Annotated in this window: 20 protein-coding genes; 11 read left to right on the top strand and 9 right to left on the bottom strand. The window is 63.0% G+C overall.

Annotated elements, in window-relative coordinates; genetic code table 11:
* Positions 1-507: 507 nt before the first annotated feature.
* Positions 508-1215 (bottom strand): DUF4231 domain-containing protein, encoded by a 708-nt coding sequence (locus ACFQDI_RS20280; RefSeq protein ID WP_377170278.1) that lies wholly within the window; start codon positions 1213-1215, stop codon positions 508-510.
* 248 nt (positions 1216-1463) lie between these two features.
* Between ACFQDI_RS20280 and ACFQDI_RS20275 the strand changes: the two genes are divergently transcribed.
* Complete coding sequence (locus ACFQDI_RS20275) at positions 1464-1616, top strand: hypothetical protein (protein WP_377170276.1); 153 nt, start codon at positions 1464-1466, stop codon at positions 1614-1616.
* A 353-nt stretch (positions 1617-1969) separates the two neighbouring features.
* Complete coding sequence (locus ACFQDI_RS20270) at positions 1970-4486, top strand: DUF1592 domain-containing protein (RefSeq protein WP_377170274.1); 2517 nt, start codon at positions 1970-1972, stop codon at positions 4484-4486.
* Positions 4487-5715: 1229 nt separating this feature from the next.
* Here ACFQDI_RS20270 and ACFQDI_RS20265 read toward each other — a convergent pair.
* The 3 genes from ACFQDI_RS20265 to ACFQDI_RS20255 all read right to left on the bottom strand — a co-directional run bounded on the left by ACFQDI_RS20265 (position 5716) and on the right by ACFQDI_RS20255 (position 8943).
* Positions 5716-6774 carry a hypothetical protein gene (locus ACFQDI_RS20265; RefSeq protein ID WP_377170271.1) on the bottom strand — a complete coding sequence of 353 codons (1059 nt, stop codon included), beginning with the start codon at positions 6772-6774 and terminating at the stop codon, positions 5716-5718.
* Positions 6775-6832: 58 nt separating this feature from the next.
* Positions 6833-8068, bottom strand: coding sequence for a hypothetical protein (locus tag ACFQDI_RS20260; protein ID WP_377170269.1), 1236 nt, complete (start codon positions 8066-8068; stop codon positions 6833-6835).
* Between the two features lie 398 nt (positions 8069-8466).
* Positions 8467-8943: a hypothetical protein gene (locus ACFQDI_RS20255; RefSeq protein WP_377170267.1), complete on the bottom strand. Its 477-nt coding sequence runs from the start codon at positions 8941-8943 to the stop codon at positions 8467-8469.
* Between the two features lie 262 nt (positions 8944-9205).
* On the opposite strand from ACFQDI_RS20255, the gene ACFQDI_RS20250 reads away from it, so the two are divergent.
* Together ACFQDI_RS20250 and ACFQDI_RS20245 are read left to right on the top strand one after the other, a co-directional pair.
* A complete protein-coding gene (locus tag ACFQDI_RS20250; RefSeq protein WP_377170265.1) occupies positions 9206-9961 on the top strand; it encodes a hypothetical protein in 756 nt (251 codons plus the stop codon).
* A gap of 274 nt (positions 9962-10235) precedes the next feature.
* A complete protein-coding gene (locus ACFQDI_RS20245; protein ID WP_377170263.1) occupies positions 10236-10541 on the top strand; it encodes a hypothetical protein in 306 nt (101 codons plus the stop codon).
* Positions 10542-10655: 114 nt separating this feature from the next.
* On the opposite strand, the gene ACFQDI_RS20240 is transcribed toward ACFQDI_RS20245, so the two are convergent.
* Positions 10656-10862 carry a DUF7660 family protein gene (locus ACFQDI_RS20240; RefSeq protein WP_377170261.1) on the bottom strand — a complete coding sequence of 69 codons (207 nt, stop codon included), beginning with the start codon at positions 10860-10862 and terminating at the stop codon, positions 10656-10658.
* Between the two features lie 188 nt (positions 10863-11050).
* Here ACFQDI_RS20240 and ACFQDI_RS20235 point away from each other — a divergent pair, with 188 nt between their 5' ends.
* Both ACFQDI_RS20235 and ACFQDI_RS20230 read left to right on the top strand, forming a co-directional pair.
* The gene (locus tag ACFQDI_RS20235; RefSeq protein WP_377170259.1) at positions 11051-12469 is read left to right on the top strand and encodes a DUF1552 domain-containing protein; all 1419 of its coding nucleotides are present in this window, start codon (positions 11051-11053) and stop codon (positions 12467-12469) included.
* Between the two features lie 67 nt (positions 12470-12536).
* Entirely contained in the window at positions 12537-13142 is a 606-nt protein-coding gene (locus ACFQDI_RS20230; RefSeq protein ID WP_377170257.1) for a hypothetical protein, read from the top strand.
* A 300-nt stretch (positions 13143-13442) separates the two neighbouring features.
* Here the strand turns inward: ACFQDI_RS20230 and ACFQDI_RS20225 are convergent, their stop codons facing one another.
* The 3 genes from ACFQDI_RS20225 to ACFQDI_RS20215 form a co-directional block, all read right to left on the bottom strand.
* The gene (locus ACFQDI_RS20225; protein WP_377170255.1) at positions 13443-14183 is read right to left on the bottom strand and encodes a hypothetical protein; all 741 of its coding nucleotides are present in this window, start codon (positions 14181-14183) and stop codon (positions 13443-13445) included.
* Between the two features lie 139 nt (positions 14184-14322).
* Positions 14323-14907, bottom strand: coding sequence for a hypothetical protein (locus tag ACFQDI_RS20220; RefSeq protein WP_377170253.1), 585 nt, complete (start codon positions 14905-14907; stop codon positions 14323-14325).
* Between the two features lie 341 nt (positions 14908-15248).
* A complete protein-coding gene (locus tag ACFQDI_RS20215; RefSeq protein ID WP_377170251.1) occupies positions 15249-15863 on the bottom strand; it encodes a class I SAM-dependent methyltransferase in 615 nt (204 codons plus the stop codon).
* Between the two features lie 149 nt (positions 15864-16012).
* Between ACFQDI_RS20215 and ACFQDI_RS20210 the strand changes: the two genes are divergently transcribed.
* Complete coding sequence (locus tag ACFQDI_RS20210; RefSeq protein ID WP_377170249.1) at positions 16013-16615, top strand: DUF4919 domain-containing protein; 603 nt, start codon at positions 16013-16015, stop codon at positions 16613-16615.
* Positions 16616-16705: 90 nt separating this feature from the next.
* Here the strand turns inward: ACFQDI_RS20210 and ACFQDI_RS20205 are convergent, their stop codons facing one another.
* Complete coding sequence (locus ACFQDI_RS20205) at positions 16706-20119, bottom strand: hypothetical protein (protein ID WP_377170247.1); 3414 nt, start codon at positions 20117-20119, stop codon at positions 16706-16708.
* 492 nt (positions 20120-20611) lie between these two features.
* Between ACFQDI_RS20205 and ACFQDI_RS20200 the strand changes: the two genes are divergently transcribed.
* From ACFQDI_RS20200 to ACFQDI_RS20185, 4 genes are all read left to right on the top strand, one after another.
* Positions 20612-21247: an adenylate/guanylate cyclase domain-containing protein gene (locus tag ACFQDI_RS20200; RefSeq protein ID WP_377170245.1), complete on the top strand. Its 636-nt coding sequence runs from the start codon at positions 20612-20614 to the stop codon at positions 21245-21247.
* Between the two features lie 117 nt (positions 21248-21364).
* Positions 21365-21586 (top strand): hypothetical protein, encoded by a 222-nt coding sequence (locus tag ACFQDI_RS20195; protein ID WP_377170243.1) that lies wholly within the window; start codon positions 21365-21367, stop codon positions 21584-21586.
* Positions 21583-22272 (top strand): zeta toxin family protein, encoded by a 690-nt coding sequence (locus ACFQDI_RS20190; protein ID WP_377170241.1) that lies wholly within the window; start codon positions 21583-21585, stop codon positions 22270-22272. The genes ACFQDI_RS20195 and ACFQDI_RS20190 overlap by 4 nt, the downstream gene beginning before the upstream one ends.
* Positions 22273-22481: 209 nt before the next feature.
* Entirely contained in the window at positions 22482-23507 is a 1026-nt protein-coding gene (locus ACFQDI_RS20185; RefSeq protein WP_377170239.1) for a ComEC/Rec2 family competence protein, read from the top strand.
* Positions 23508-23657: the final 150 nt, after the last annotated feature.

Here is a 23657-nt window from a genome sequence, read left to right as displayed (position 1 = left end):
CTCATCATCCAGCGCTCTCGCACATCCGCGAACACGCTGCAGGTGGGGGGATCAAGATGATCCCCCTCCGTCGCTGCGGCGAAGCCTCTGGCGGAGAGGGATCGTCCCGATCCCTCACGCTCACGCATCGCCCTGCATTCTCGTGCCTCCGCAAAGCCGAGCCTCCCTCATCATCCAGCGCTCTCGCACATCCGCGAACACGCTGCAGGTGGGGGGATCAAGATGATCCCCCTCCGTCTCTGCGGCCAAGCCTCTGGCGGAGAGGGATCGTCCCGATCCCTCACGCTCACGCATCGCCCTGCATTCTCGTGCCTTCGCAAAGCCGAGCCTCCCTCATCATCCAGCGCTCTCGCACATCCGCGAACACGCTGCAGGTGGGGGGATCAAGATGATCCCCCTCCGTCAGCTCGTGCCTCCACCTTCAGACCCGTTTTTAACAGATCGTGGTATTACAAAAGCGGCAGCTCCACACGTCCCTCGTTGCTCAGCCGCATGGATTCGCTGTGCTCACCCATTCTCCAGATCCACCTCGGTCGAGCGCGGTACTCGCTGCTGCATCGGCGGTGGCGGCTGTCGCTCTGCACGGTCCCCACCGTTGTTTTGCCGCTCTGCACGGTCTCCTCCATGGTTCTGGCGGTCCCCGCGCTCACCCCGGTCCCCGTTATTATACGACTGCCTGTCACCGCGATCCCCGCGCGACTGCTGCTGCTGCGGTGGCCGGTAGCCTCCGCTGCCTCCGCCACCACCTCCATAGGAGGGGTTTGGCTGACCGCCGTTGTTGTTCATCACCGGCGTCATCGCCGTGCTGCGCCACGTGCCCGACTCCTTCAGCAGGATGTCCTCCACGCGGTCAATGAATTTCCTCCGTGCCGTCGGCAGGTCCAGCTCCGCGTACACCCCCGTCTGAAATTCCATCCACGACATCTCCTGCCGCAGCGCCTGCGCCGTGTCCCGGTAGTTGATCCACGCCTCCGGCAGGTGCAGCATCTTCAGCAGCGCCGTCCCCAGCGCCAGCATCACCGAAGCCGAAGCCGTGATCCAGTTCTGCGTCGGCGGCATCATCGTCACCATCACCGGCATCGAAGACGAGATCACCACCACGCTCGTCTGCAGCACATGGTAGCGCCGCTTCTGCGCCGCCGCCTTCGCCTCAAACCATTGCAGCTGGTCTTCGTAACGCTTCTTCAGGAAATTCGAAAACACCTCTTCTTCCATGGCAGTAAAGCCCCATGATGAATCCCAATGCCCCGTCTGGCCAGACCTTTTTCAGAAGAACCACCCGCCCTGGGCCAGCCCGCGCCCCCGGGGGGCAGGGGAGGCAGCAGCCCCGCAGCCCCCCATCCCTCCCGGCACCCGGCCGCCAATATGAACCTTTTACTTATCGGTGTTTCCCCGCAGTCCGGGTAATCTGGTGGCGAAATCAAACGCGCAGCCGTCATCCACCCCGCACCCGCCCACACGCCATGACATCGCCACTGCCCTCCTTCACCTTCGATGAAAGCGCACCCGTGCCCGCCAGGCGCGTCACGCACCCGGAAGACACCGTCAGCGCCATCATCTACGCCTCCGTCGTCATCCTCCTCGTCGGCCGCGTCCTCCTTCAGGTCCTGGGCTGATTTCTCCCCCCTCACCGTCAGCACACACAGGGCGGGGGAGACCTCTCCCCCTCTGTGAATCAGCTGTTCAGGTCTGCCCGCGGCCGCAAAACCGCGCGGCCCCCCGCTCTCTCTCCATAGCCCCCGTCATGGCAGCCCAGTGGCTGCGCGCAAAAAAAGCATGACCGCAGGGCTCAGCTCCGGGCCACACTGGGAACCTTCATCCATTTCCCCCAGCGACGGCGTCTGTCTCTGGCCCGCAGCCCCCCATCTGTCTCAAACCCATCCTTCCCATGGGGGGGCAAATCGACTCAGCGCAAGACCCACCCCGCGCGCACCGTAACCCAACGGTCCCCCCATTGAAGAATCCCCTGATGCCCCCACTCACCCAGCGGCATGACCTCCGCGTCATCCTGCCCCTCCTCTGCGCCCTCCTCGCCCTGCTGCCCGCGTCCATCCCGCACGCCCAAACCCCCGCGCCAGCCAAAGCGCCCGCCGCAGCCGCGACACCCGCCAAAGCGCCCGCTCCCGCAACAGCCAGCGCCCCCGCAGCCCCAGCGCCCGCCAGCACCGCAGCCGCCCCGGCCAAAACCGCAGCCCCAGCGCCCAAGCCCGCGCCCCTACCAGCATCTACCACACCCTCACAGGCCTCTGCCCGGCCCGCTGCCACCACTCCCGCTCCTCAGCCGGCCGCAAAACCCACCACCAAGCCCACCGTCGCCGCCGCGCTCACCGTTCAGGACGAAGTCCGCCGCACCTTCAAAGACAAGATCACCCCCTTCATCAGAAACTACTGCTGGGAGTGCCACGGCGACCGCCGCATGAAAGGCGGCGTCAACTTCGCCCCCGCCCTCAAAAACCCCGCCGACCCCGCCTTCACCCGCCGCTGGAAAATGGGCCTCGCCACCGTCAACGCGCACGACATGCCCCCGGACGACGCCGACAAGCAGCCCACCGACGCCGAGCGCGAGGAGTTTATGAGCTGGGTCAGCCGCCTCAAATACCTCAGCCCCCAGGACCCCGGCGCCTTCGTCATCCGCCGCCTCACCAAGACCGAATACGGCAACACCCTGCACGACCTCCTTGGCGTCTCCCCGGACATCGTCAAAGAGCTCCCCGACGACGTCCCCGGCGAAGGCTACCTCAACACGCTCTCACCGTTGCAAATGGAGCAGTACCTCGGCATCGCCAATGAGGCCCTCCGCCTCGGCCTCCCCCCGCGCCGCGGCCCAGCCACCCTCACGCAGGTGGAGGTCCGGCAGCGCCTCTTCGACCTCCCGTCCGCACCCACCATCGACTCCACGCCCGCAGACTACCGCGCAGCCGCCCGGCAGGTCGCGCAAAAAATCGCCCGGCAGGCCTACCGCCGGCCCGCTACCGCGCAGGAGGTGGATGTCCTCATGCAGGTCTACGACCTCGCCACGAAAAACCAGCTCCCCTATGACGATGCCCTCAAGCTCATGCTCAAGGCCGCCCTCGTCTCCCCCCAGTTCCTCTACATCACCCCCGCCAGCACCGGCGTTACCTCTGCCCCGGTGGCCGTCACCATCCCAGGGCAGGGGACCACGCCCTCACCCACGCCTCCACCCGCCCCCGAGATCGTCCCGCTAGACGACTGGATGCTCGCCTCCCGCCTCTCCTACCTCCTCTGGGCCACCATGCCCGATGAAGAACTCTCCACCCTCGCCGACCAGGGCAAACTCCACGACCCCGCCGTCCTCAAGACCCAGGTCGCCCGCATGCTCAAAGACGACCGCTCCCGCGCCCTCTTCGACGGCTTCGGCGCCCAGTGGCTCGGCCTCGCCGATCTCGCCAGCAAGACCTTCGACACCACCAAATTCCCCCAGATGACCCCCGAGCTCCGTCAGGCCATGTATGACGAAGCCCGCCTCTTCTTCACCAGCATCATCCGCGACAACGCCCCCGTCTCCACCTTCATCACCGCAGATTACACCTACCTCAACGAATCCCTCGCCGCCCTCTACACGCATGGCATCAAGCCTGAGCAAGCCCCCCGGCTCGGGTTTCTCGAGCGCGCCATTGGCCATCCAAAGAATCCCAAAGAAAACGACCCCGCTCCCAGCTCCGCGCCTGCCGTCTCACCGCCTGATCTGACACCGGCCGCTCGCGCGCCAGCCACCGAAATCACCGGCTCCAAACTCCGCCGCGTCAAACTCCCCGACCCCAATCGCGGCGGCATCCTCGGCATGCCCGGCATCCTCGCCGTCACCTCCTTCCCCAATCGCACCAGCCCGGTGAAGCGCGGCGTCTGGGTGCTCGAGCAGATCCTCGGCCAGCACGTCCCGCCCGCCCCGCCGAACGTCCCGACCCTGGAGAAGCAGGACAAAAACAAAATCGCCAGCATGACCCTCCGCCAGCGCACCGAGCTCCACCGCACCAACGCCGTCTGCGCCAACTGCCACAAGATCCTCGACCCCATCGGTTTCGGCCTGGAAAACTTCGACGCCATCGGCCGCTGGCGCGCCCAGGACGACACCGGCGGCCCCATCGACGCCGCAGGCGAGCTCCCCGGCGGCAAACGCTTCACCACCCCCGCCGAGCTGAAAGCCATCATCGCCCAGCGCAAAGACGACCTCACCCGCAACCTCGCCGAAAAGTTCCTCGCCTACGCCCTCTGCCGCCAGCTCGAAGGCCACGACGAAATCGTCATCGACGGCCTCATGCGCGGCATCTCCCAAGACAACCACCGCATGCAGACCCTCATCACCTCTGTCGTGACCAGCTACCCCTTCCTCAACCGCCGCGTCGTCGAGACCCTCAGCGCCCCCGCCGCCAAGCCCGCGCCAACAACAAAGCCCGCGCCCGCTGCCAAGCCCGCGCCCGCTGCCAAGCCCGCGCCAGCCACGAAACCCGCGCCCGCTAAAAAGTAGCCCAGTTGCGCCGCAACTGGAGCCCGGGAAAGCCGCCAAAAAGTAGCCCAGTTGCGCCGCAACTGGTTCCGGCAAAGTAGCCTTGTTGCTGTGCAACAAGTGCCACCTCCGCCATCCCCCCAAACACCGCACACCCAGCCCCATTTGGACTGCGGTCGCGGAGTGAGGCACGAACGCAGCTACCGCTTTCCGCCGTCGATCACAGCTCTCGCACGCCCAGCCCCAACCGGACGCGGCAGCCGGTGATCCTTCGCCAGCTCCTCACCCCACGCCCATCACACCGCCCTCGAAAGCGGCAGCTTCACTCGTCCCTCGTTGCGCAGCCGCACTCCAAAAAATCCCTCGCTCCAACCCGCCCGCCAAAAAGCAGCCCAGTTGCGCCGCAACTGGTTCCGGCAAAGCAGCCTTGTTGCTGTGCAACAAGGGCCACCTCCGCCATCCCCCCAAACACCGCACACCCAGCCCCATTTGGACTGCGGTCGCGGAGTGAGGAACGAACGCAGCTACCGCTTTCCGCCGTCGATCACAGCTCTCGCACGCCCAGCCCCAACCGGACGTGGCAGCCGGTGATCCTTCGCCAGCTCCTCACCCCACGCCCATCACACCGCCCTCGAAAGCGGCAGCTCCACTCGTTCCTCGTTGCGCAGCCGCACTCCAAAAAAATCCCTCGCTCCAACCCGCCGCCAAAAAGCAGCCCAGTTGCACCGCAACTGGTTCCGGCAAAGCAGCCTTGTTGCTGTGCAACAACGGCCACCTCCGCCATCCCCCAAAACACCGCACACCCAGCCCCATATGGACTGCGGTCGCGGAGTGAGGCACGAACGCAGCTACCGCTTTTCGCCGTGCCGGACGAAGGGCGGGAACCCGATAAATTCCGCAGGCGGCAGCCGATGATCTTTCGCTCACAGCCTGGGTATGCGCACGCCACGAGACTCACGAAAGCGGCAGCTCCACTCGTTCCTCGTTGCGCAGCCGCACTCCAAAAAAATCCCTCGCTCCACCCCGCCCGCTAAAAAGCAGCCCAGTTGCGCCGCAACTGGTTCCGGCAAAGCAGCCTTGTTGCTGTGCAACAACGGCCACCTCCGCCATCCCCCAAAACACCGCACACCCAGCCCCATATGGACTGCGGTCGCGGAGTGAGGCACGAACGCAGCTACCGCTTTCCGCCTTCATCCATCACGAGTGCAAACGGCCGTTCATCCGTGGCCCTTTTTCACCTGCGCCGGGGGCTAGCCCCCGGCCGCTGGTTTGGCAGGAGCCGCTGCGACCACCACAGGTGCAGCCGGTGCCGGTGCCACCGCCGGTGCAGCAGGCGCCAGCCAGTCTGCCAGGCGCTTTTTCACAGCCTCCGTCGTCTGCTCCTGAGTCACGGCCTTGCCGCCGCCGGAGCCCGGGAAAAACACCGTCATCAGATCCTTCACAGAATTTCCCCTGGTGGCAGCCGCCTTTTCACCGGCAGGGCTGCTGTCTGTGTGGATGCCCAGCGCCAGAGCCGCGCCAAAGCTGATTTCTCCGATCTTCGTGCTCGGCCCCACATCATACACCTGCACGGGCACCTGCTTGTCCTTCCAGTTCAGCAGCGCAAAGTCCCCCGTGCGGATGCCAAACTCATGCGTCAGCCCCGGCGGAATCACGACCCCTAAAAACTTGCGCGAGTCGCAGGACTTCCCGTTCGCATCCGTCAGCGAGGTGTTGGGCAGCCAGTAGGGATCGACCGCCTTGCTCCCCCCGGGGCCGTCCGTGTCGATGTCCGCGTCCGTGACCGTCACCACCGCAGCGTTTCCGCCTCCCGTTTTGGGAAAGTAGGAAATGCCATCTTTGCTCAGCCCCTGGTAGGTTGTCTGGCTTCTTTTGGCCTTGCTCCACGGGATGGTCCCCGTCAGGTCTGCGCTGATCGCCGGTTTCGTCACCGTCGCCAGCCACGCCCCGCCATCAGGCCGGTAAAAGAAAATATTCGTCGCGATCGCCACACCATTTGCGTCGATGAACGTCAGCCTCGAATAGCACACCGGGCAGTTTCCCTGGCTGAGCACCTCCGCCATTTCCAGCCGCTGGGCCGCCTCCTCCGCGCTCTTAAACTCGTGATACTCCACCGGCTTCACCACCGTCCCTGCCGGACGCTTGAAGTATTCGACCTCATGAAAATACTCGGTCTTGCCCTCTGCGGTGCTCGTCAGGTTTGAAATGGAGACAATGACACCGTTGTTGGCTTCGATGCTCACCTGCAGATGTTCGATCAGGTCATCTAATGTGGCGGCCTTGAATTTGGTGATGAGGTTGTCAGGCATGTTTTAGGAGGGCTGAGTGTTGTGGCGGGCTGTTGCAGCTGGGGGCCTGTCCGTGGCTTCACGGTCCGTTGATCCGCTGCTCCCAGTCGGCGATTTCGGTTTCGTCAGGGGTTTGCTGCAGGACGATGAGCGCCCTTCTGATGGCCTGGATCGCCTTCGCCTTGCTGGTGAAGGAGGGGCCGCCCGGCCATTTCTGATTGGCTATGACGACTGCCCGGTCTCCCAGGCCGCCGGCTTTATCAATCAATTTGTCGATGCGGCTCTGCGTCGCACTCAGGGGCGGCACAATCGCCTCCCACTTTTCCACTGCTTTCACGTCCTCCGTGTTGCGCAGCTCCGCTATCGCCCGGTAGATGAGCGAGGTCGCCTTGGTGCCGTCGTTCGCGGTCAGGGTCAGCCCCAGATTGTCATTGGCGGCTTTGATGGCATCGGCAGCTTTCATGCCATCCACCCGCCCCAGCAGCGAATCCACCCGCTTCAGGTACGCAGCGCCAGGCAGAGTGATCTTGTCATCCGTGGTCCTCCCTGGGTTAAACGGGATTTCGGCCACCGCCTGCCTCAGTCCGCTGGACGAGATGTTGTTATACACCGGATCTCCGGCGGCCGTGACGACGGCGCCCTTCGTTGACATCGGCTCCACCATCTGGCGCACCTTCACCGGGTCAGGCATCTCGCCTGCCAGGAACGACTCCACCACATGGATCGCCGCATCCGTGCGGTGCACCAGCGTCACCCCGTTCTGCGTGAGCACCGTGCCGGACGGGTTCTGATTGAACGACTGGTACTCATTGATCGCGCTCTTGATCTCATACGCAGCCTTCAGGTAGGCCTGGGAGCGTCCCTTCGCGTCAAAGATCCCCTGGATGCCGGGCAGCAGCAGATTCGTCACGCCGAGCCACGAAAGAGCCTGCGCGCCCAGCTTGGTGGCGGCGTTTCCAGCCACCAGGCCGGAGGAGGCCGTCTGCAGCGTCGCGGAGGCATTGCTGGCATACCGCGCCCGGTTGAACTTCGGCGCCAGCACATTGATCATCTCATTCGCGTAGTTGATCGCCACCTGGTCGCTGAAGCGAAGCTCCGCATTGCGGTCCGTCCTGCTGTCCACCGCCACCTCGACCGGCTTGCCGTTCTTATCCAGAACCTTCACCGTTCGCGGCACCCGCGCCATCTCCACAAAGCTGGGGCGGTAATAATTCGGGCCGCTCCCGCAGGAGGCCATCAGCGAGCAGGCGCAGACCCCGATCACAAAGCGAAACTGAATGCGGGCGCTGCGGGTGGAAATGTGAGCCGGGGTCATGCTTCTATAATGTCGGAGGTTGATCTGCTCGTCACTTCAACGAGGAAAAACATGGGATTGTCCTAAAAACAAAATTTCTAACGCCCTATATTCAGAATGTCTTTATCTAAGATACAAATAAATAAGGATTAAGTGATAGATTCAATTAATTGCTTGTTTCCGCAGGTCTTGTCGAGATAAAAACACGGAAAGGCCGGACTTGAAAAGCGTGCTGCGCCTGCTGGCAAGGCAGGTCCATCACAGCCATCGCCATCCCGGCTCCACGCATGCGGCGCGCGCGTGCACAGCAGCACAAAAGGGGCCATGCAGATGACGGACAGGAAAATCTGCTGCGCAGGCCCAGCGCCCGCCGTGCCCCTCTCTGAGCCACGGAGCCCCGCCCCCTCTTCAGGAGCTGCTTACAGGTGGAGAATGAAGAGATTGAACATCCTCTTGAAACGGTCAGTCTCTTCAAACGAGGTCGTTTTGCGCGGATCAGCATCGCTGGGGTAGGCCGCAAAGCCCCAGCATTGCAGCACTCGTTTTCCTCCTTTGTGGATCGTGAGATCCCAGGTTCCCGGATCCGTGTAGGGAACCTCGCCTGACGGCTCGTACTTGCTCCGCCAGTGGTACACATCGTTGTCCTCCAGCCCTTTCCAAAACGCGGCCAGCTCCTCGGGCGTCAGCTTTCTGGTGCTCACCCGCTTTCGATCCGCGCCATTGTACCCGATCGTGTAATACGACATTCGCGTACCCTTCAGAATGTACTCACAGGAGGAGAATGAATTGCCGGCGCTAAACCGCGCACTGTCTCCCTCCTCCTCCTTCACAGAGCGGCAGGACATCAGGCCGAGCGCGGCGGAAAGGAGAAGCAGGCGTGTGAGGAAGCGGCGCATACACAAGATCAGCTCACAGAGTGAACGAAAGCAGAAGTTGTGCAACTCCCGCGCCTGCCTTCTCAGCCACCCGGAGCACCGCCGCAACGCCCGTGGTCCGCATTCTCCAGGTGCGTCGTCAGTGCCACCTAGGGCATTTCTTCAGTCTGCGGGTCCTTCGAAAGTTGGACTCGCCGCCGCGCCGTTCGCTGCTCAGATTGCGGCGCATGCAGGGGCTTTCAGCCCCGATGCCAGACTTCCACTCAAACGAAACAATTCGTTCATGAACACACGCCATCTCAGCACCTGGATCGTCCTCGGCCTTTCGATCTTTGCCTTCTCCGCCTCAGCGCTGACTGCAGAGCCCACCCAGATCAGCATGCTCAGAAAATCCTGGGAGCAGGCACGCGCCCGTGCCGCACAGCCCATCGATGAAGGCTACCTGCGCGAATTGCAGAAGCTGCTCGACACCTTCACCAAGGCCGGGCAGCTCGAAGACGCCATGGCCGTCAAAAACGAAAGCCAGAGCGTGGTCGAAGACGCCGCCACAGCGGCTTCAGCACCCGCCTCCGACAAACAACCCGCCAGGCTCGTCGCCCTCCGAAAATCCTGGATCCAGTCGCGCGACAAAGCCCTGCAGCCAAGCGACGCCGTCTATGTCCGCGAACTGCAAAAACTGCAGGACACCTACGCCAAGGCAGGGAAGCTCGAAGACGCCCTCGCCGCGAAGAGCGAGCTTGAAAAAATCGGCGGCAACCCTGAAGCCCCCTCCCGCCAGCCCCGGACCTTTGTCGGAAAAAAATGGACCACCGCCAGCGGCAGCCAGTTCACCTTCAAGGCGGACGGCAGCGGCATCCAGGCCAATGCCTCCGGCAAGGAATGGCCTCTCAAATGGACCCAGGGCGCAGATGACCTGCTCACCGTCGATGGCTGGAGTGACGACAAGCCCTCGACCCTCTATTTCCGTTTTTCCAAAAGCCGCGAAGGCCTCTTCGGCTCCTCCGCCGACAAGCTCGACAAGCAGGTCACCGTGAAGTGACCCTCTGCACGCGTTGAAGAGCAAAGCTGTCAGGAACCTGGAGGTGCTGCTGCATCAGCCCATGCCTGCGCCGCCCCGCCGTCAATTCATCCGTTGTATTCGGCACTCGCTCCACAGGCTGCAGCCCCGGTTTCCTCCGTCAGCTTTTGCGGGCCTCGCATGGGCGTTAAAAAAAATAGATCGCCAGATCTCGAATAAGACCGGCCGCCCCCCGTCTCATGAACACGCCGCAAGAAAGCGGCAGCAGATCAAAAAAAGCAAACCTCCTCAAGTCATGAAAAAGATCATCACCCTCCTCGCCGCCACCGCCAGCCTGGCTGTTTTCGCGCCTTCCAGTTCGCATGCCTTTGACGGCCACCGCCATGGCCCCGCTCCCAGCCGCAGCTTCGCGAACAACTGCAACTCCTGCGGCACCCCCGTGTATCGCGAGCGCGTCGTCGTCGGCTATGACCGCCACCGCCATCCCATCTTTGGCTACCGCATCGTCAGCCACAACTGCCGCCCTGTGAGCCATCACCATGGCAGCAGCTTCGGCAACTGCCGCCCCTCGGTCTTCCCCTTCCATTTCGGCCGCCGCTGATCCACGCTGAATCCACCGCCTGCCGGGGAATGCTCCATTCCCCGGCAGGCTTTTTTTTTGGCGGCGGAGCGTGGAGTCGTCCACCGCTTCGCAGTGCGTCCCTCGCCGCATTCGTCATTCGTAAACTTTTGCGGCTTCCAGCATTTCACAGATGAGTTCCCACGAGGGCTTTTCAGTGTTCCGCATCCGGGCCGAGTCGAGCCATGCAGCCATGGCATCCAAATATCTCTCCAACGATGGATTCTCCCACGAGCTGCGGTCACGGCTCAGATCGGCCAGCAAAGACTTCAGCGTTAGAACGACATCATCACGCGTTTTCATGGAGTCACGGCCATAGTCCAGGCCGGCGCATGATTCAATGAACGGCCACGGGGAAAATTGGGATGCAGCGCAGCCTCCCCTCAACACCCCGATAGAATCAAAGCCCTCTCCGAGTAAAAGTACTCAGACGCTCTGCCCCCCTCGGCACACGCCCCTTTTTCACTTACCCCTTTTCACTTCCTCTCCCCATGTCCCGCAGCCCCCTCATCTCCCGCCGCACCTGCCTGCGCGGCCTCGGCACCACCCTCGCGCTTCCCTTGCTCGAAGTCATGGGCTGGGCAGACACCGCCAAAAAAGGCGCGGCAGCAGCCACGGCCGCCGCAGCGCGCCCGCCCGTGCGCCTCGGCTTCATGTACATGCCCCACGGCGTCATCATGGATCAGTTCTGGCCCGCCACGCCGGAGAGCTACCTCACCACCCCGCCGCCCGCACTCGAGTCCCTGCGCGGCGTTTTGGACCAGTGCCTCCTCATGAAAGGCATCAGCGGCATCCCCATCGCGCCCTTCAATGGCGCACCGCACGCCCTCGAGCTCTCCACCTGGCTCACCGCCCAGCTTCCGGATGCCCGCCAGCGCAACCGCATCAACATCGCCATCTCCGCCGACCAGATCGCCGCCAACTACATCGGCGCACTCACCGCGCTGCCCTCCCTCGAGCTCGCCACCATGCCGCAGACGCACAAGGAGAACCAGGAAGGGCTCAATGAAGGCTACTACTCCCACTGCAGCTTTCGCTCCGCCACCCAGGCCATGCCCGCGGAGATCAATCCCCGCAGCGTGCTCAACCGACTCTTCAATCAGGGCGGCTCCGGCGGCGTCAGCGCAGACCCCAGCCCCGCCGCGCAGAAGGCACGCGCGATGGACCGCAGCATGCTCGACCTCGTCATCACCGGCGCCAAGGACCTGAGAAAGCAGCTCCCGCAGGACGACCAGCACAAGCTCGACGAATACCTCGACAGCGTCCGCGCCGTCGAGCGCCGCATCGCCGCCATCGAGATCCGCCAGAAGGAGGCCGCCCTCGAAAAATCCGGCCTCGCCCCCAGCCGCCATCGCGGCACCGACACCCCGCCCATCGAGATCAAGATCCCCCTCGGCGACAAGCGCAGCGAATACATGCAGGTCATGTGTGATCTCACCGTCCTCGCCTTTCAGACAGACACCACCCGCGTGAGCACCTACATCGGCTCCACGCCCAACGGCGTCTCCTATCCCGAGCTCGGCTTCAAGGACGAGCACCACTCACAGACGCACCACAACAACCGCACCGAAATGGTGAACAAAGTGCAGGCCATCACCGCCTTCAACATCGCCCAGTTTGCCTACATGGTGAAAAAGATGCACAGCATCAAGGAAGGCAGCGGCACCCTGCTCGACAACTGCCTCATGATGTGGGGCTCCGGCCTGGAGGACGGCAACAAGCACACCCGCGAAAACCTCCCCTTCATCCTCGCCGGAAAAGCTGGCGGCACCGTCAAAACCGGCCGCTACCTCCCCGACACCAAAGGCAACCAGGGCGACCTCCTCACCACCATCCTCTCCTGTGCCGGCATCCCGCTCGACAAGCCCATCGGCATCGCCACCAAGCAGATCAGCGAGATGAAAGCGTAGGGCAGGGGAGAGGTTGAAGGTTTAAAGTTTGGCTTCGCCGTTTGTTGCGCGATGAATACACAAACCGATGAAACCACCTCTCCTCCTTCTCGCGTGCATGCTCCTCGCCATCACCTGCCTGCCGGGTCAGCCCCCCGGCCCGAAGGTTTATACAGGAGCGCAGATCCTGCCTTTCCTCAGGCTCTATGATTTGCAGGGGCTGGGCGATTTTATCCAGAAGGAATCCTCGGTGAACTACAAGGAGGTGGCCGTTTCATTCGATCAAGACGCCTGGAGCCAGGTGCCGTTCAAGAAGCTGCATGTGGCGGACGATTATGCGGCGCTCAAGACCGCAGATGACACCTCCTATCCTCTGTTCCCCTTTCAACCGCCCACGCTGGAAAAGCTGGCCGAAGCGCGCACCTACCAGGAAGTGCTGCAGACTCTGCTGCCGCCGTCCCGCTCCGGAAATGAAGCCTTCTTTTCCATCATGGACGTTCCCACGTCCACCCAGTCTCTGGAGGAGTCAAAAGACGGCTATGACCTGAGACTGAGAGCCGCCTATCTTCATCAGGACAGGATCGTCTGGATCGAGTGCCGCATGGTCTACGGGCAAAGCCGCGCAGCGCGCTCCACAGCCACCCCTTTCCGTGAGTCGGTGATCCAGATCCACATCTCCCCGAAGTACAAATGAGCCGCTGAAGGTGCCACCCGGGCCGCCTCTTCGCTCTCCCCCTGCTTCGCCCGCCCGTCCGATATGGAGTGTGGTCGCGAAGGGTGCCACGACCGCAGCCGCCGCTTTCCAAAGACCGGACGTCAGAGTCATACCACAAAATACCCGCCAGCACCAGGCGCAGCCCGGTAGCCTTGTTCCTGCGGAACAAGGGCCACCTCAGCCGCCGCACCTCAGCCCCTTGTCCATTCAAAGCCCGTCTCCGCCTCTCTGAGTATTGTAGTGCAGGCTTTAGCCGGCGCGGCCCGCCTTCGCACCCCATCACAGCGGCGCATGTCTCACAAACGCCTCAGCATCCAGTTCCCGCCCCAGCCTCAGACACTTTTCGATCTCGCCCGCCGTCAGTCCCGCGGCCATGAGATACCTTTTGCGCTGCTCCGCTGTGCCGGGCTCCAATTTCCGCAAGGCGCGGCAGAGGCTCTCAAACATCTGCCATTCGGCCCGTTCCACCAGATTGTACCGCGCCCTGGCCGCCTGCTTTTTCAGTTCCGCAGCCGAAGGGCCTTCGCCGACCACATTGTAAATCATGACCACCCCTGGAGACGCCCCGGCCTTCTTCAGCAGTTCCTCTTCTTCAAAGCAGCGTTTCAAGATCCCGATCTCTGCAGCCAGTACTCTCTTCGCTCCCTCGGCACTCAGTCCTTTGGACCAAAACACCGTCTCCAGCAGGCTTGAGAGCCCGTGCCAGACATCCAGGTCCTCGGTGTTGTTTCCGTCCAGCCGGTGCGCCACAGACGTCAGCTTTCCCACCGCCGCCAAAAACGCCTCGTCTGCCAGCGGCGTCAGCTTCATGCCGTGCGCTCTGTCGGCCGCTTTGCGCAGCCGATGCGCATCCATCGTCACCTCATGCTGCTGTTCTTTGCTCAAGGGCGTCGCAGACCTCGCATGGCACTTCACCAGCTCCACAAACGACATCACCTCAGGCGCGGCCGCCTCCTCACCGCGTGCTGTGACGCCAAGACCGGCACATGCCAAAGCAACAAGCGTGATTGTCCTGAACATGCCCAAATCCCACCACAACTCACCCCACCCGTAAAGCACGAAATACCACGCTTACGCAGCACCCCCAGCCGGAGGGGGGGATCACCCTGATCCCCGCACATTGAGCCTTCGTCGCAGCCATGTATCATCATCCTCCATCTCAAAGCCCCCTCTCAGCCATCCGCAGCACTAGGCCCAGCGGTCCGTAGGCAGGCATCGGCGGCATCGGGCCACCCACGACATAGGGATACCCGCCCGAGACGTCCCCGCGAATGTCAAAATAGCCAGCGCCCTCAGGAAAGACATAGGGCAGTTCTGGCGAAATCCGCAGGGGGCTTTGCTGACACATCCACGTGAGCCACCAGCCAAACCGCTCCTCTGGCGGTACCAAGTTCACTTGCCATCCAGTGAGGTAATGTGAGTTGATCTCCATCTCCCGCCACCAGGGCAGGTAGTCCATAATCACCTGCGGGAATTCCTGCAGCCGGGAGGGAACTTCGAGCACGAAGAGCGGATCGAAATGCAGATGCAGGCCGAAGCGGGAGCTGCCGGGATCAATGCTCAGGCACAGAGGCTGCGTGGGGACCAGGCACACCTGCCGCTGCGTTCCCACCCCAGCGCCATCATTCCGTGCCGCCGCACTCTTGACCATCACTGGCGCCGCCCCGCACACCCATGCCAGCACCAGGGCAAGCACCGGCACACACACGCCGCGCATGCGCAGAAGAGAAGGCGAGAACTCCATGCCCAAATCCCACCACAAACCACACCACCCGTAAAGCACGATCTAGAGCCGCCAGTCTCACCTCACCGCAGCACACTCTGGAGGAGAGGGATCGTCCCGATCCCTCACGCTCACGCAACGTCCAGCGCATACACGCAGCTCAAAATCGCACACTCTTCCCGCTCCATCCATCACTCCCCAACCTCTGCCCCCTCCGCCTCTCTGCTCCTCTGCGGCAAACACGAACGTTCCAGCGCCCCCACTAAAGTACTCGTGAGCTTTAGCTCACTCTGGAAACCGCCCCGCTTCTCCCAGAACACAGAACGAGCTAAAGCTCGATAGTACTTTCCAACCTCCCCCCCTCACCCCGCCTTCTCCGCCTCCACATAGATGCTGTTCTCCGGCCGGTTATCAATGCGCTCCAGGTCCGCGCATTTCCCTTCGCGGTACTTGCAGGCCCGCGCGTTCACAAAGCCATGCTTCGTCAGCAGCTTGCACAGCGAACTCTCCGTGTACATCCACTGGTGCCGGTTCTTCACCCCGGTGCCGTCGTATTCCAGGATGCCCAGCAGCATCGCCGTCGGGTCCTCCGGATCATAGAGCTTCACGTAGTGGTCCAGGCTCGGGATCACAAAGCGCACCACCCCGCCCGGAGCCAGCACGCGCAGGATCTCTCCCAGCAGCAGCGGCACATCCCACACAAAAATATGCTCAAACATGTGCGAGCTGAACACGCACTCGCAGCTGTTGTCCGCCAGCGGGAAGCGCTTCGTCACATTCAGGTAGTGCAGCTTTTTAAACACACCCTGCTCATGCTCCTCCAGCCGAGCCTGCGTGATGCGCCCCGCCTTCCGCAGCAGCCACGGCAGCCCCGGGATCATCGTCACCCAGATATGCGGCGTGATGTCCGTGTTGTACCACCCCTCCTGCGGACAGTTGAAGGCCCCGAGGTGCAGTTTGATCAAAGGTGAACTCATGAGCCGAAACGCTAGGTCTTCGCATCACAGGCGTCAATCTCCGCCTCCCTCACCGCGCCGAATCTCATCCGCCTCAGAAGTTCGTTGCCCGGGGCGAATCGCTACGCACTTTACCGCACCAGCCATCAATACACCGCTGAAACCCGGTCATGAAAACATCCTGCCTAACCCTCCTGCTCGTTCTCATCCTCACCAGCGTCGGCCACAGCGAGCCGGCGGCAGCGCCCAAGGTCCCGCCGTTTCCCGGCGCAGAGGACTACACCGCCCTGCGCATGGCCTACGCCGCCCAGCCCGGCTTCAGCTCCTTCTGGAATGTAGAGCCCGAGCGCCAGGCCGTCTTCACCGCCATCCGCAGCAAGGACTACAAGAGCGCCCTCGAACTCTCCAAGGCCTGGCTCGAAAAAGTCCCCGTCGATGCCGAGGTGCACTACCTCCGCGGCCACTTCCTCAAGAAAGCCGGAGACATCCCCGGCAGCATGCACCACTTCCACTGCTTCTACGGCCTCATGCGCTCCATCACCGCCACCGGCGACGGCAAATCTCCCAAGACCGCCTGGAAAGTCATCTCCGTCTCCGAGGAGTACGCCCTGCTCAATGAGATCGACGCCAAGCTCATCGACCAGAGCCTCGTGGACTCCTGCGACAAAATGCACGTCAGCCTCCCCGACGGCACCGAGACCGACTACTACTTCGACGTCTCCATCTCCCTCGCCGCCACCGCCCGCGCCTTCGAGCCCGCGAAAAAGAAGTAGCACCACGATCCTTTGAAAACGGATTGTGTCATGACAGGCCGGTTCCAGCAGAACGTGGTATGAGATAAGGCCCCGAACGGCGCCCGCGCATCACTTCATCAGCGTGCTCAGCAGATCCAGCCCATGCAGCGCCCCCGTGCCGCCCAGCGGGATCAGCACCGCGCGGAAGACCGGGTTCGAGTACACCGTGGAAAACACCGGCGAGTCCATCCCCTCCAGGTACTTCAGCGTCTCATCGTGGCTGGAAGTGTCCCCGCGGGAGCGCTCCCGGCTGGTTTCCACCACACGCACCGCCACCTTTTTCAGCCGGTTCGCCGTGCCCTGCAGCACCGTCGTGATGATCACCAGGATCAGCAGGCTGCTCGAGTAGATCAGCAGCGGCTCCAGCGACCAGTCAAAGCCGTCCAGCACCCGGTGCCGCGAGGCGATCAGGATGAACAGCACGATGAACGGGTAGTAGATAAAGCTCGCCACGATGTCCCCGCGCGAGGCGCAGCGCTTGATCATCTGCCGCACCTGCCGCGCCATCTTCGCCTCTGCCTCCGCCTTGGCGTCTGCCTGGGCCCTGGCCTCTGCGCGTGTCATTTCGGCTGCCCTCGTCTTTGTCACTGCCACCTTGGGCGCTGCATCATTGGCCGCTTTCGTCCCGGCATCTGCATGCGTCCGCTCCGCAGCAGCCGCCGCTTTGTCGGCCCGCCCGTTCAGGCTCTTGATCGCCGTGCGCAGCAGCGCCGCGCAGACCAGGCAGGCATCCACCGCGTAAAACAGCAGCATCAAAAAGAAAAACAGCGCCATCATCGGCACCCACTCCGTCGTCAGCATGCGGCTCAGGCCCCCGCGCACCAGATTGGTATGCACATGCGGCAGCGAGAGCGTCGCGATCCAGCTCAGCAGGGTGCACACCACGACGTAGGCTATCGTGCGCCGCATGCAGCGTTGAAAGCCGCAGTTTTTGATGTGCTTCTGCCAGTGCTCCTCCAGTCTTTCGCCATCGCTGTAGGCCGGGAAGAGGTGCTTGATGAGCCTGCGTGCCATCCCTTCGCTCCTTGCCTTCTCCATGGGTGTCTCCGGGGCATCATCGACCCAGGGCTCGGCGGCTGCGGCGCATTCCTTGGCCAGCGCCTCGCGGTTCAGCCGCAGGTTCAGCCATGACGTCCACAAGTAGTGCACGCACAGGCAGGGCACGGTGGAGAGCATCAGCGCGCTCGGCCACACGCTGATGCCATTCCAAAAGAGGAAAGGCTCCTCCCTGTTGCTCAGCCACCAGCCGCACATGCCCACCACCCACACCCAGCCCAGGAGCAAAGTGCACATTTTCAGGGCCACCGACGACGCTTCTTCCGTCACCACCTCCTGCTCGCGGCCCATCGAGCTGCTCAGGCACACACCCGCCACCAGGATCACCAGCGTCAGCGTCAGCGGAAAGGTCATCTCCGTCACCGTCGCCATCGGTTGCGGCTGCGGGTTGGCGTGCGGCATGTCATGGGGCGCGATGTTCTGCCCGTCCCCGGATCTCACCCGGTGCTCCGGCTCCCACTTGGACTCCTGCTTGCCGGGCCACAGCGACAGCAGCGGATGGCCCGCAGCGTGCAGCCTCGCCACCGCGCCCGGCGGCGGCGTCAGCTGCCAGGGCCCGCTGCGGCCGATCTCAAACAGCAGCGACGGCGCGCTCCAGTCCACCGGCGTCAGGTGCTGCAGCCTGGCATTGGAGTCGTAGTACGTGCTCCCCAGCGCCTCCAGGCACCCCAGGTAAAACCCCGTCTGGTAGCCCTCCCGGAACGGCGGCGACCAGCCCTGGTACGCCTCATGCGCCCGCAGGCCAAACCGCGAGGCCACGATCAGGTTTTGCGTCCAGTCATACTGGCTCGCGTCGTCCATGCTCGCGTCCAGATCCGTCGTGAAAAACACCGCCCCGGGAAACGCCGGCCGCAGCGCCCGCAGGATCATGAGCTTGTCATACACGTCGCTGCCCAGGATGCCGATGGCGCGGAAAGACCGCAGCTCCGACTGCTCGATCGCCTGCATCCGCTCCACGATCCGGTGCACATAGTCCGCCTGGCTGCGTCCTTGCGGCCGGTCCGTCGCGCCCTCGCCGCCCTCCTTGTCACTGCGGCCGCTCTTCGCCGCGTCATTCGGCAGCTGGCCGTCCAGCCCGCGCAGGTAGGAAAACCGGCACAGCGTGCGCGACTCCATGTTTTGGTCCTCCCAGTGCCAGGACCAGTTTTTCTTTTTCTCCTCCTCGGTTTGCTGCGGGTGGGCGCCGTACTCCCGGATCACCGCGTTAAACGTCAGCGGCAGCGCCCGCCCGTACGTCGTGTCCCACTCGGAGATCAGCGCCAGCAGGCAGTCATCATGTTTCTTGGCCTTCAGTGCTGGCTCCGGCGTCTTCTCCTTGGTGCCAGTCGCATCCTCCTTGGTCTCAGGCACGCTCGTCGCCTGCAGGTGTACGCCCCGGCTGGCCAGTTCATCATACAGCAGCTTGCAGAGGTCGTAGTCATCCCCCGCCACCCGCACCAGGGAGGCGCCCACACGTGTCGCCTCGATCACTCTTTTGTCCCCCAGCATCCGCCTGCAGTGGTACTGAAAGCTGTCACGCCCGCCCGGCTTGTTCGGCGCCGCGTCGGTCACCAGCTTTATCAGGATCTCCGAGGCCAGCGTGGGCAGGCAGGCGTGAAAGCACACCTGCCCGTGCTGCACCAGCTTCGTCGTCTTGCCTTCAGCCTCAGCCTCTGCCTCCGCCACGCAGAGGTCCGTGCACAGGTCCACCAGCCGGTCCGAATTGCTCGGCCCCATGATGTGAAAGTCCACCTCCAGCTTTGTTCTGTCCGTCTGGGTGCAGACGTACTCGCAGCGTTGGTCCATGGCTTGCAGCACCTGCCGCCACGCAGCCAGCGGCGGCTGGCCCGCCTTGAGCTCAAACAGGAAATCTCCCAGGTACACCACCATCACCACATCGTATTTTTTGGCCAGCCAGTTTTTCCTCTCCGGGCTGAAAGGGCGGAAGACCTCCTTCGCCACCGTGCGGTTTGCTCCAGCATGCTTCACCGGCACGATCGCCATCGGCGTCAGGTCGTCCGCCTTGTAGCCCGCATAGCCCGTGGCCGCCTGCATCGCGTAGCGGAAGCGCATGCGCCGCTCCTCCTCCTCCGCGTAGCCCCCGGTCGGCAGGTGCACCATCAGGATGCATACTCGGCTGTCACTCTCCGACAGGTCGCCGCTCAGCCACGTCTTCAGCTGCTCGGTGAGTTCGGGCGGGGCAGGGGGCGTCTCACCTTTCGGCGCAGGCGTCGCATTCGCCTCGCTCTTCTTGTTCGGCTGCGTCGGCAGCGGGTCCTCCCACAGCCGGTGCTCCGGCTGCACCGCGTCGGGTTTCGCCCCCTGCGTGCCGGACGGCCGCACCGAAGTCAGCGACTGCGGCTTCGTCAGGATGCCCACCGCCATCATTGCCATCACCATGATGTTTGGCCACCAGAAGAGCGGGCTGTTTTTTTCCTGGCTGTTCATGCGTCACAGGCTTGGGTGGGAGGTTCAGCGTCACACGCCGTCCGCGCCACACCCCGACGCCGCAGCCGCCGCGCAGTCATGCACCACGCCGGCATCTGCCACACAGCGGCCAAGAATAAATCCGGGGTCACCATGCGGCCCATTGGAAGTGAATCGCTCCAGTCTGTCAATAATATAATAAATGCATAGGTTAAATGCTCGGGTGTAAATATTCATAAAGCTCAGACTTACCTTTCATCCAATCTTAAATGACAAGCGCTGCCACCCGGAGACCCACCGCAGCCCGCGCTACACCGCCTGCTGTCCCAGTGCCGTGCCGCCGTGCCCAGCGCGCGGTCTTGTGCAGCCGCAGCCGAAGAATGCCTTGGCTTGCACCACAGGAAAGCTAGCATCCAGGCACCCCCACCCATTTCCAGGCACGCCGTTGCTCCCCTCCTTCACAGCACCCCAGCGCCCCCACACCGCCCATTTTCCCACTGCATGCAGCCCCTCATGTCCTCCGTCCACGAAGTCGCCATCCACGCCTCTCAGCAGCGTCTGGAAAAACTCCTCGCAGAGCGCCTCCTCCCCGGCGCAGACCGCGCCGCCGTGGACGCCCGCATCTGGAGCCTCTTTGGCGAGACCTGGGCCGTCATGTTCACCGATCTCTCCGGCTTCTCCGGCCATGCCGCCGAGTTCGGCATCGTCCACTTCCTGCAGGTCATCTACGAGGCCCAGCGCATCTTCACCCCCTGCGTGGACAGAAACGACGGCCTCCTCATGAAGGTCGAAGGCGACAGCATGCTCATCATCTTCCGCACCGTCGCCAGCGCCCTCCAGTGCGCCATCGACATGCAGCGCGCCGCCAAAGACTACAACACCGGCAAGCCCCAGGAGGAGCACATCCTGCAATGCATCGGCCTCGGTTACGGCCCCGTCCTCCGCATCGGCGACTCCGACGTCTTTGGCCGCGAAGTCAACGCCGCCAGCAAGCTCGGCGAAGACACCGCCCGCCCCTGGGAAATCCTCGTCACCGACTCCGTCCAAACCGCCGCCGAAGCCGCCCAGATCCCCGGCCTCCGCTTCGAATCCATCCCCGACCACCCACCCGGCGCCCTCAGCGCCGCACGGGTGATTTACGATCTGTGAAAAAACAGCAGCAGCCAGTCCATTCATGGCTCATCGGATTTGCACCCCTCGTCTCCGCACCCGCTCAGCACGAAGGATGCGGTTGATCTGAGGTGGCAGGTACATTAATCTAGCCCCATGTCAGACCACGATATCCAGGTGCTCGAAAGCCAGTTCCCCGCGTTGTCGGGTCAGGCTTTTGCCGCCGCCAGCGCGCAGGTGCTGGCATCGGGGCAGAGCGTGCTGCAGTCGGAGGGTGCGTCCATCTACCGCGTCTTCCCCGACGGACGCAGGGAGGTGGTCAAGCACATCGAGCCCCCGACCCGCGTGAAACCCGGCACGGTTTACATGATCAAGTGAGCCTGGCCACACCCAGGCTGCGCATGTTTGCCGGTCCGAACGGGTCTGGCAAGAGCGTGCTGAAGTCCTACCTCCCGAAGCCGCTGCTGGGAGTGTATTTGAATCCGGATGACATCGAGAAAGCTGTGAGAGACAGCGGTTATGTGGACATGCACAGCTTCGGCATCGAGACCACTGCGGCGGAAGTTCTGGCGGTCTTCACCCATTCGGAATTCCTCATCCATCAGGACTTGGCGGCAGCGGCCGGTAGCTTGAGCTTTGTTGACGGACGGCTGTACTTTCCACCCCGCATCATCAACAGCTACTTTGCCTCTGTGGTCGCGGATTTTCTGCGGCACCAGCTAATGGCGGCTCGGCGGACCTTCACCTTTGAGACGGTGATGTCCCACCCCGGCAAGGTGGAGTTGCTGCAGAAGGCCCAGAAAGCCGGCTACCGCACTTATCTCTATTATGTGGCCACAGATGATCCTGCCATCAATATCTCCCGCGTGGAAAACCGCGTCAAATTGAACGGCATGATGTGGCCCCTGACCGCGTCGAGAAGCGCTACTATCGCTCGTTGGATCTGCTTCTCTCCGCCATTCGCTTCACCAACCGGGCCTATATCTTTGACAACTCCACGGACAATGCCGACCACAATCACACCTGGCTGGCAGAGATCACCGAGGGTAGGCGACTGGAATTGAAAACAGACCAGATCCCAGCTTGGTTTAAGCGCGCCGTTTTGGACAAGATCGACCAGCCGGCTTTTTGAAAAAAATCAGCGTAAAGGACTTTAGAGTGCCATCACCAAGTGATGAGCAGAAGAGCATGTCCCCCCAAAACTCCTCTGTTTAATTCCTCCCCTCTCTAGCGTTCTCGTCTGGAACCCATCTGCCCGCCTCCCCCAGCCCCCATGCCCTGCCGCATCCTCGCCTCCCTCCTGCTCCTCACCTGCCTCCTCACACACGCCCCCGCCGCCGAGCCCGCCTTCAGCTTCACCGTTCTCGAAATCCCCGACATCCAGCGCGGCGCGGGCCTCGCCATCGTCATGCGCACGCCTTCTGGAAAGACCTGGCTGTACGACACCGGCACCGCGCACCCTGAGAAACTCTCCTCCGACGGCTGGCTCGCCAACTTCAATGCCGGGCGCGATCTCATCGCCCCGCACCTCGCCAAGGCAGGCGTCACCCGCATCGACGGCGTGTTTATGAGCCACGCGCATTACGATCACTTCGGCGGCCTCCTCTGGCTCAAGGATCACTTCCAAATCAGCCGCCTCATCGACTGCGGCTACCTCTTTCACAGCGACCTCGAAGCCGACTACCTCGGCACCAACAAAGCCGAGCTCGACCACTACACCCGCGTCCGCGAAGAATTCCGCGCGCGCAACGCCTACCTCAGCGCCACCGCCGGCGAAACCCTCTCGCTCGACCCCGATCTCAAGATCGAAGTCATCGCCCCGCCCAAGACCTTCTTCAAAGATCCCAAGCTCCCCGGCCGCCCCAAGAACGACAGCCCCTCCCACTTCCTCGTCAACGCCAACTCCCTCGCCCTCCGCATCCAGTTCGGAGACATCGTCTTCCTCCTTCCCGGCGACATCCAGACCGAAGACATCGAGGCCAGCCTCATGCCCTTTGTTGATCGCTCAAAGCTCAAATGCCACATTCTGGTAGCCCCAGGTCACGGCATCCACCCCATCCCCAAGGAGTTCGGTGAGGCCACCCGCCCCGAAGTCTCCATCGCCAGCGTCTTCCCCCGCTACGCACGCGGCATCCGCAGCACCAAAGACCTTCAGGCCCTCGGCACGAAAACCTACGTCACCGGCCTCCACGGCAATGTGAACGTCACCACCGACGGCAAAACCTACCAGGTCACCACCCAGCGCGACGACACCGCCACGCCCCCACCCGTCCCGGCCAAGGCCGCGCCAACCAAGTAAACAGCGTGCTCCAGCCAGAGCTTCGTCGCGTATACGCCAGAGCTTCGCCCCGCGCGATCCTCCGGCGGAGAGGGATCGTCCCGATCCCTCACGCACTCGCACCGTCCAGCGCACCCGCGTCATCCGACGGACAGTTTTCCGCTGCACCAT

The organism is Prosthecobacter fluviatilis, assembly GCF_042655725.1.
GTDB lineage: Bacteria > Verrucomicrobiota > Verrucomicrobiia > Verrucomicrobiales > Verrucomicrobiaceae > Prosthecobacter > Prosthecobacter fluviatilis.
Note: the sequence above shows the minus strand (reverse complement) of the source record. Positions and strands in the feature narration are given on the sequence as shown.

Coding starts and splice junctions, on each gene's coding strand:
- ACFQDI_RS20215 (WP_377170251.1), bottom strand. CDS start 15,863: ATGAGTTCACCTTTGATCAAACTGCACCTCGGGGCCTTCAACTGTCCG.
- ACFQDI_RS20220 (WP_377170253.1), bottom strand. CDS start 14,907: ATGGAGTTCTCGCCTTCTCTTCTGCGCATGCGCGGCGTGTGTGTGCCG.
- ACFQDI_RS20265 (WP_377170271.1), bottom strand. CDS start 6,774: ATGCCTGACAACCTCATCACCAAATTCAAGGCCGCCACATTAGATGAC.
- ACFQDI_RS20270 (WP_377170274.1), top strand. CDS start 1,970: ATGCCCCCACTCACCCAGCGGCATGACCTCCGCGTCATCCTGCCCCTC.
- ACFQDI_RS20260 (WP_377170269.1), bottom strand. CDS start 8,068: ATGACCCCGGCTCACATTTCCACCCGCAGCGCCCGCATTCAGTTTCGC.
- ACFQDI_RS20250 (WP_377170265.1), top strand. CDS start 9,206: ATGAACACACGCCATCTCAGCACCTGGATCGTCCTCGGCCTTTCGATC.
- ACFQDI_RS20195 (WP_377170243.1), top strand. CDS start 21,365: ATGTCAGACCACGATATCCAGGTGCTCGAAAGCCAGTTCCCCGCGTTG.
- ACFQDI_RS20185 (WP_377170239.1), top strand. CDS start 22,482: ATGCCCTGCCGCATCCTCGCCTCCCTCCTGCTCCTCACCTGCCTCCTC.
- ACFQDI_RS20200 (WP_377170245.1), top strand. CDS start 20,612: ATGTCCTCCGTCCACGAAGTCGCCATCCACGCCTCTCAGCAGCGTCTG.
- ACFQDI_RS20245 (WP_377170263.1), top strand. CDS start 10,236: ATGAAAAAGATCATCACCCTCCTCGCCGCCACCGCCAGCCTGGCTGTT.
- ACFQDI_RS20240 (WP_377170261.1), bottom strand. CDS start 10,862: ATGAAAACGCGTGATGATGTCGTTCTAACGCTGAAGTCTTTGCTGGCC.
- ACFQDI_RS20210 (WP_377170249.1), top strand. CDS start 16,013: ATGAAAACATCCTGCCTAACCCTCCTGCTCGTTCTCATCCTCACCAGC.
- ACFQDI_RS20255 (WP_377170267.1), bottom strand. CDS start 8,943: ATGCGCCGCTTCCTCACACGCCTGCTTCTCCTTTCCGCCGCGCTCGGC.
- ACFQDI_RS20235 (WP_377170259.1), top strand. CDS start 11,051: ATGTCCCGCAGCCCCCTCATCTCCCGCCGCACCTGCCTGCGCGGCCTC.
- ACFQDI_RS20205 (WP_377170247.1), bottom strand. CDS start 20,119: ATGAACAGCCAGGAAAAAAACAGCCCGCTCTTCTGGTGGCCAAACATC.
- ACFQDI_RS20275 (WP_377170276.1), top strand. CDS start 1,464: ATGACATCGCCACTGCCCTCCTTCACCTTCGATGAAAGCGCACCCGTG.
- ACFQDI_RS20230 (WP_377170257.1), top strand. CDS start 12,537: ATGAAACCACCTCTCCTCCTTCTCGCGTGCATGCTCCTCGCCATCACC.
- ACFQDI_RS20280 (WP_377170278.1), bottom strand. CDS start 1,215: ATGGAAGAAGAGGTGTTTTCGAATTTCCTGAAGAAGCGTTACGAAGAC.
- ACFQDI_RS20225 (WP_377170255.1), bottom strand. CDS start 14,183: ATGTTCAGGACAATCACGCTTGTTGCTTTGGCATGTGCCGGTCTTGGC.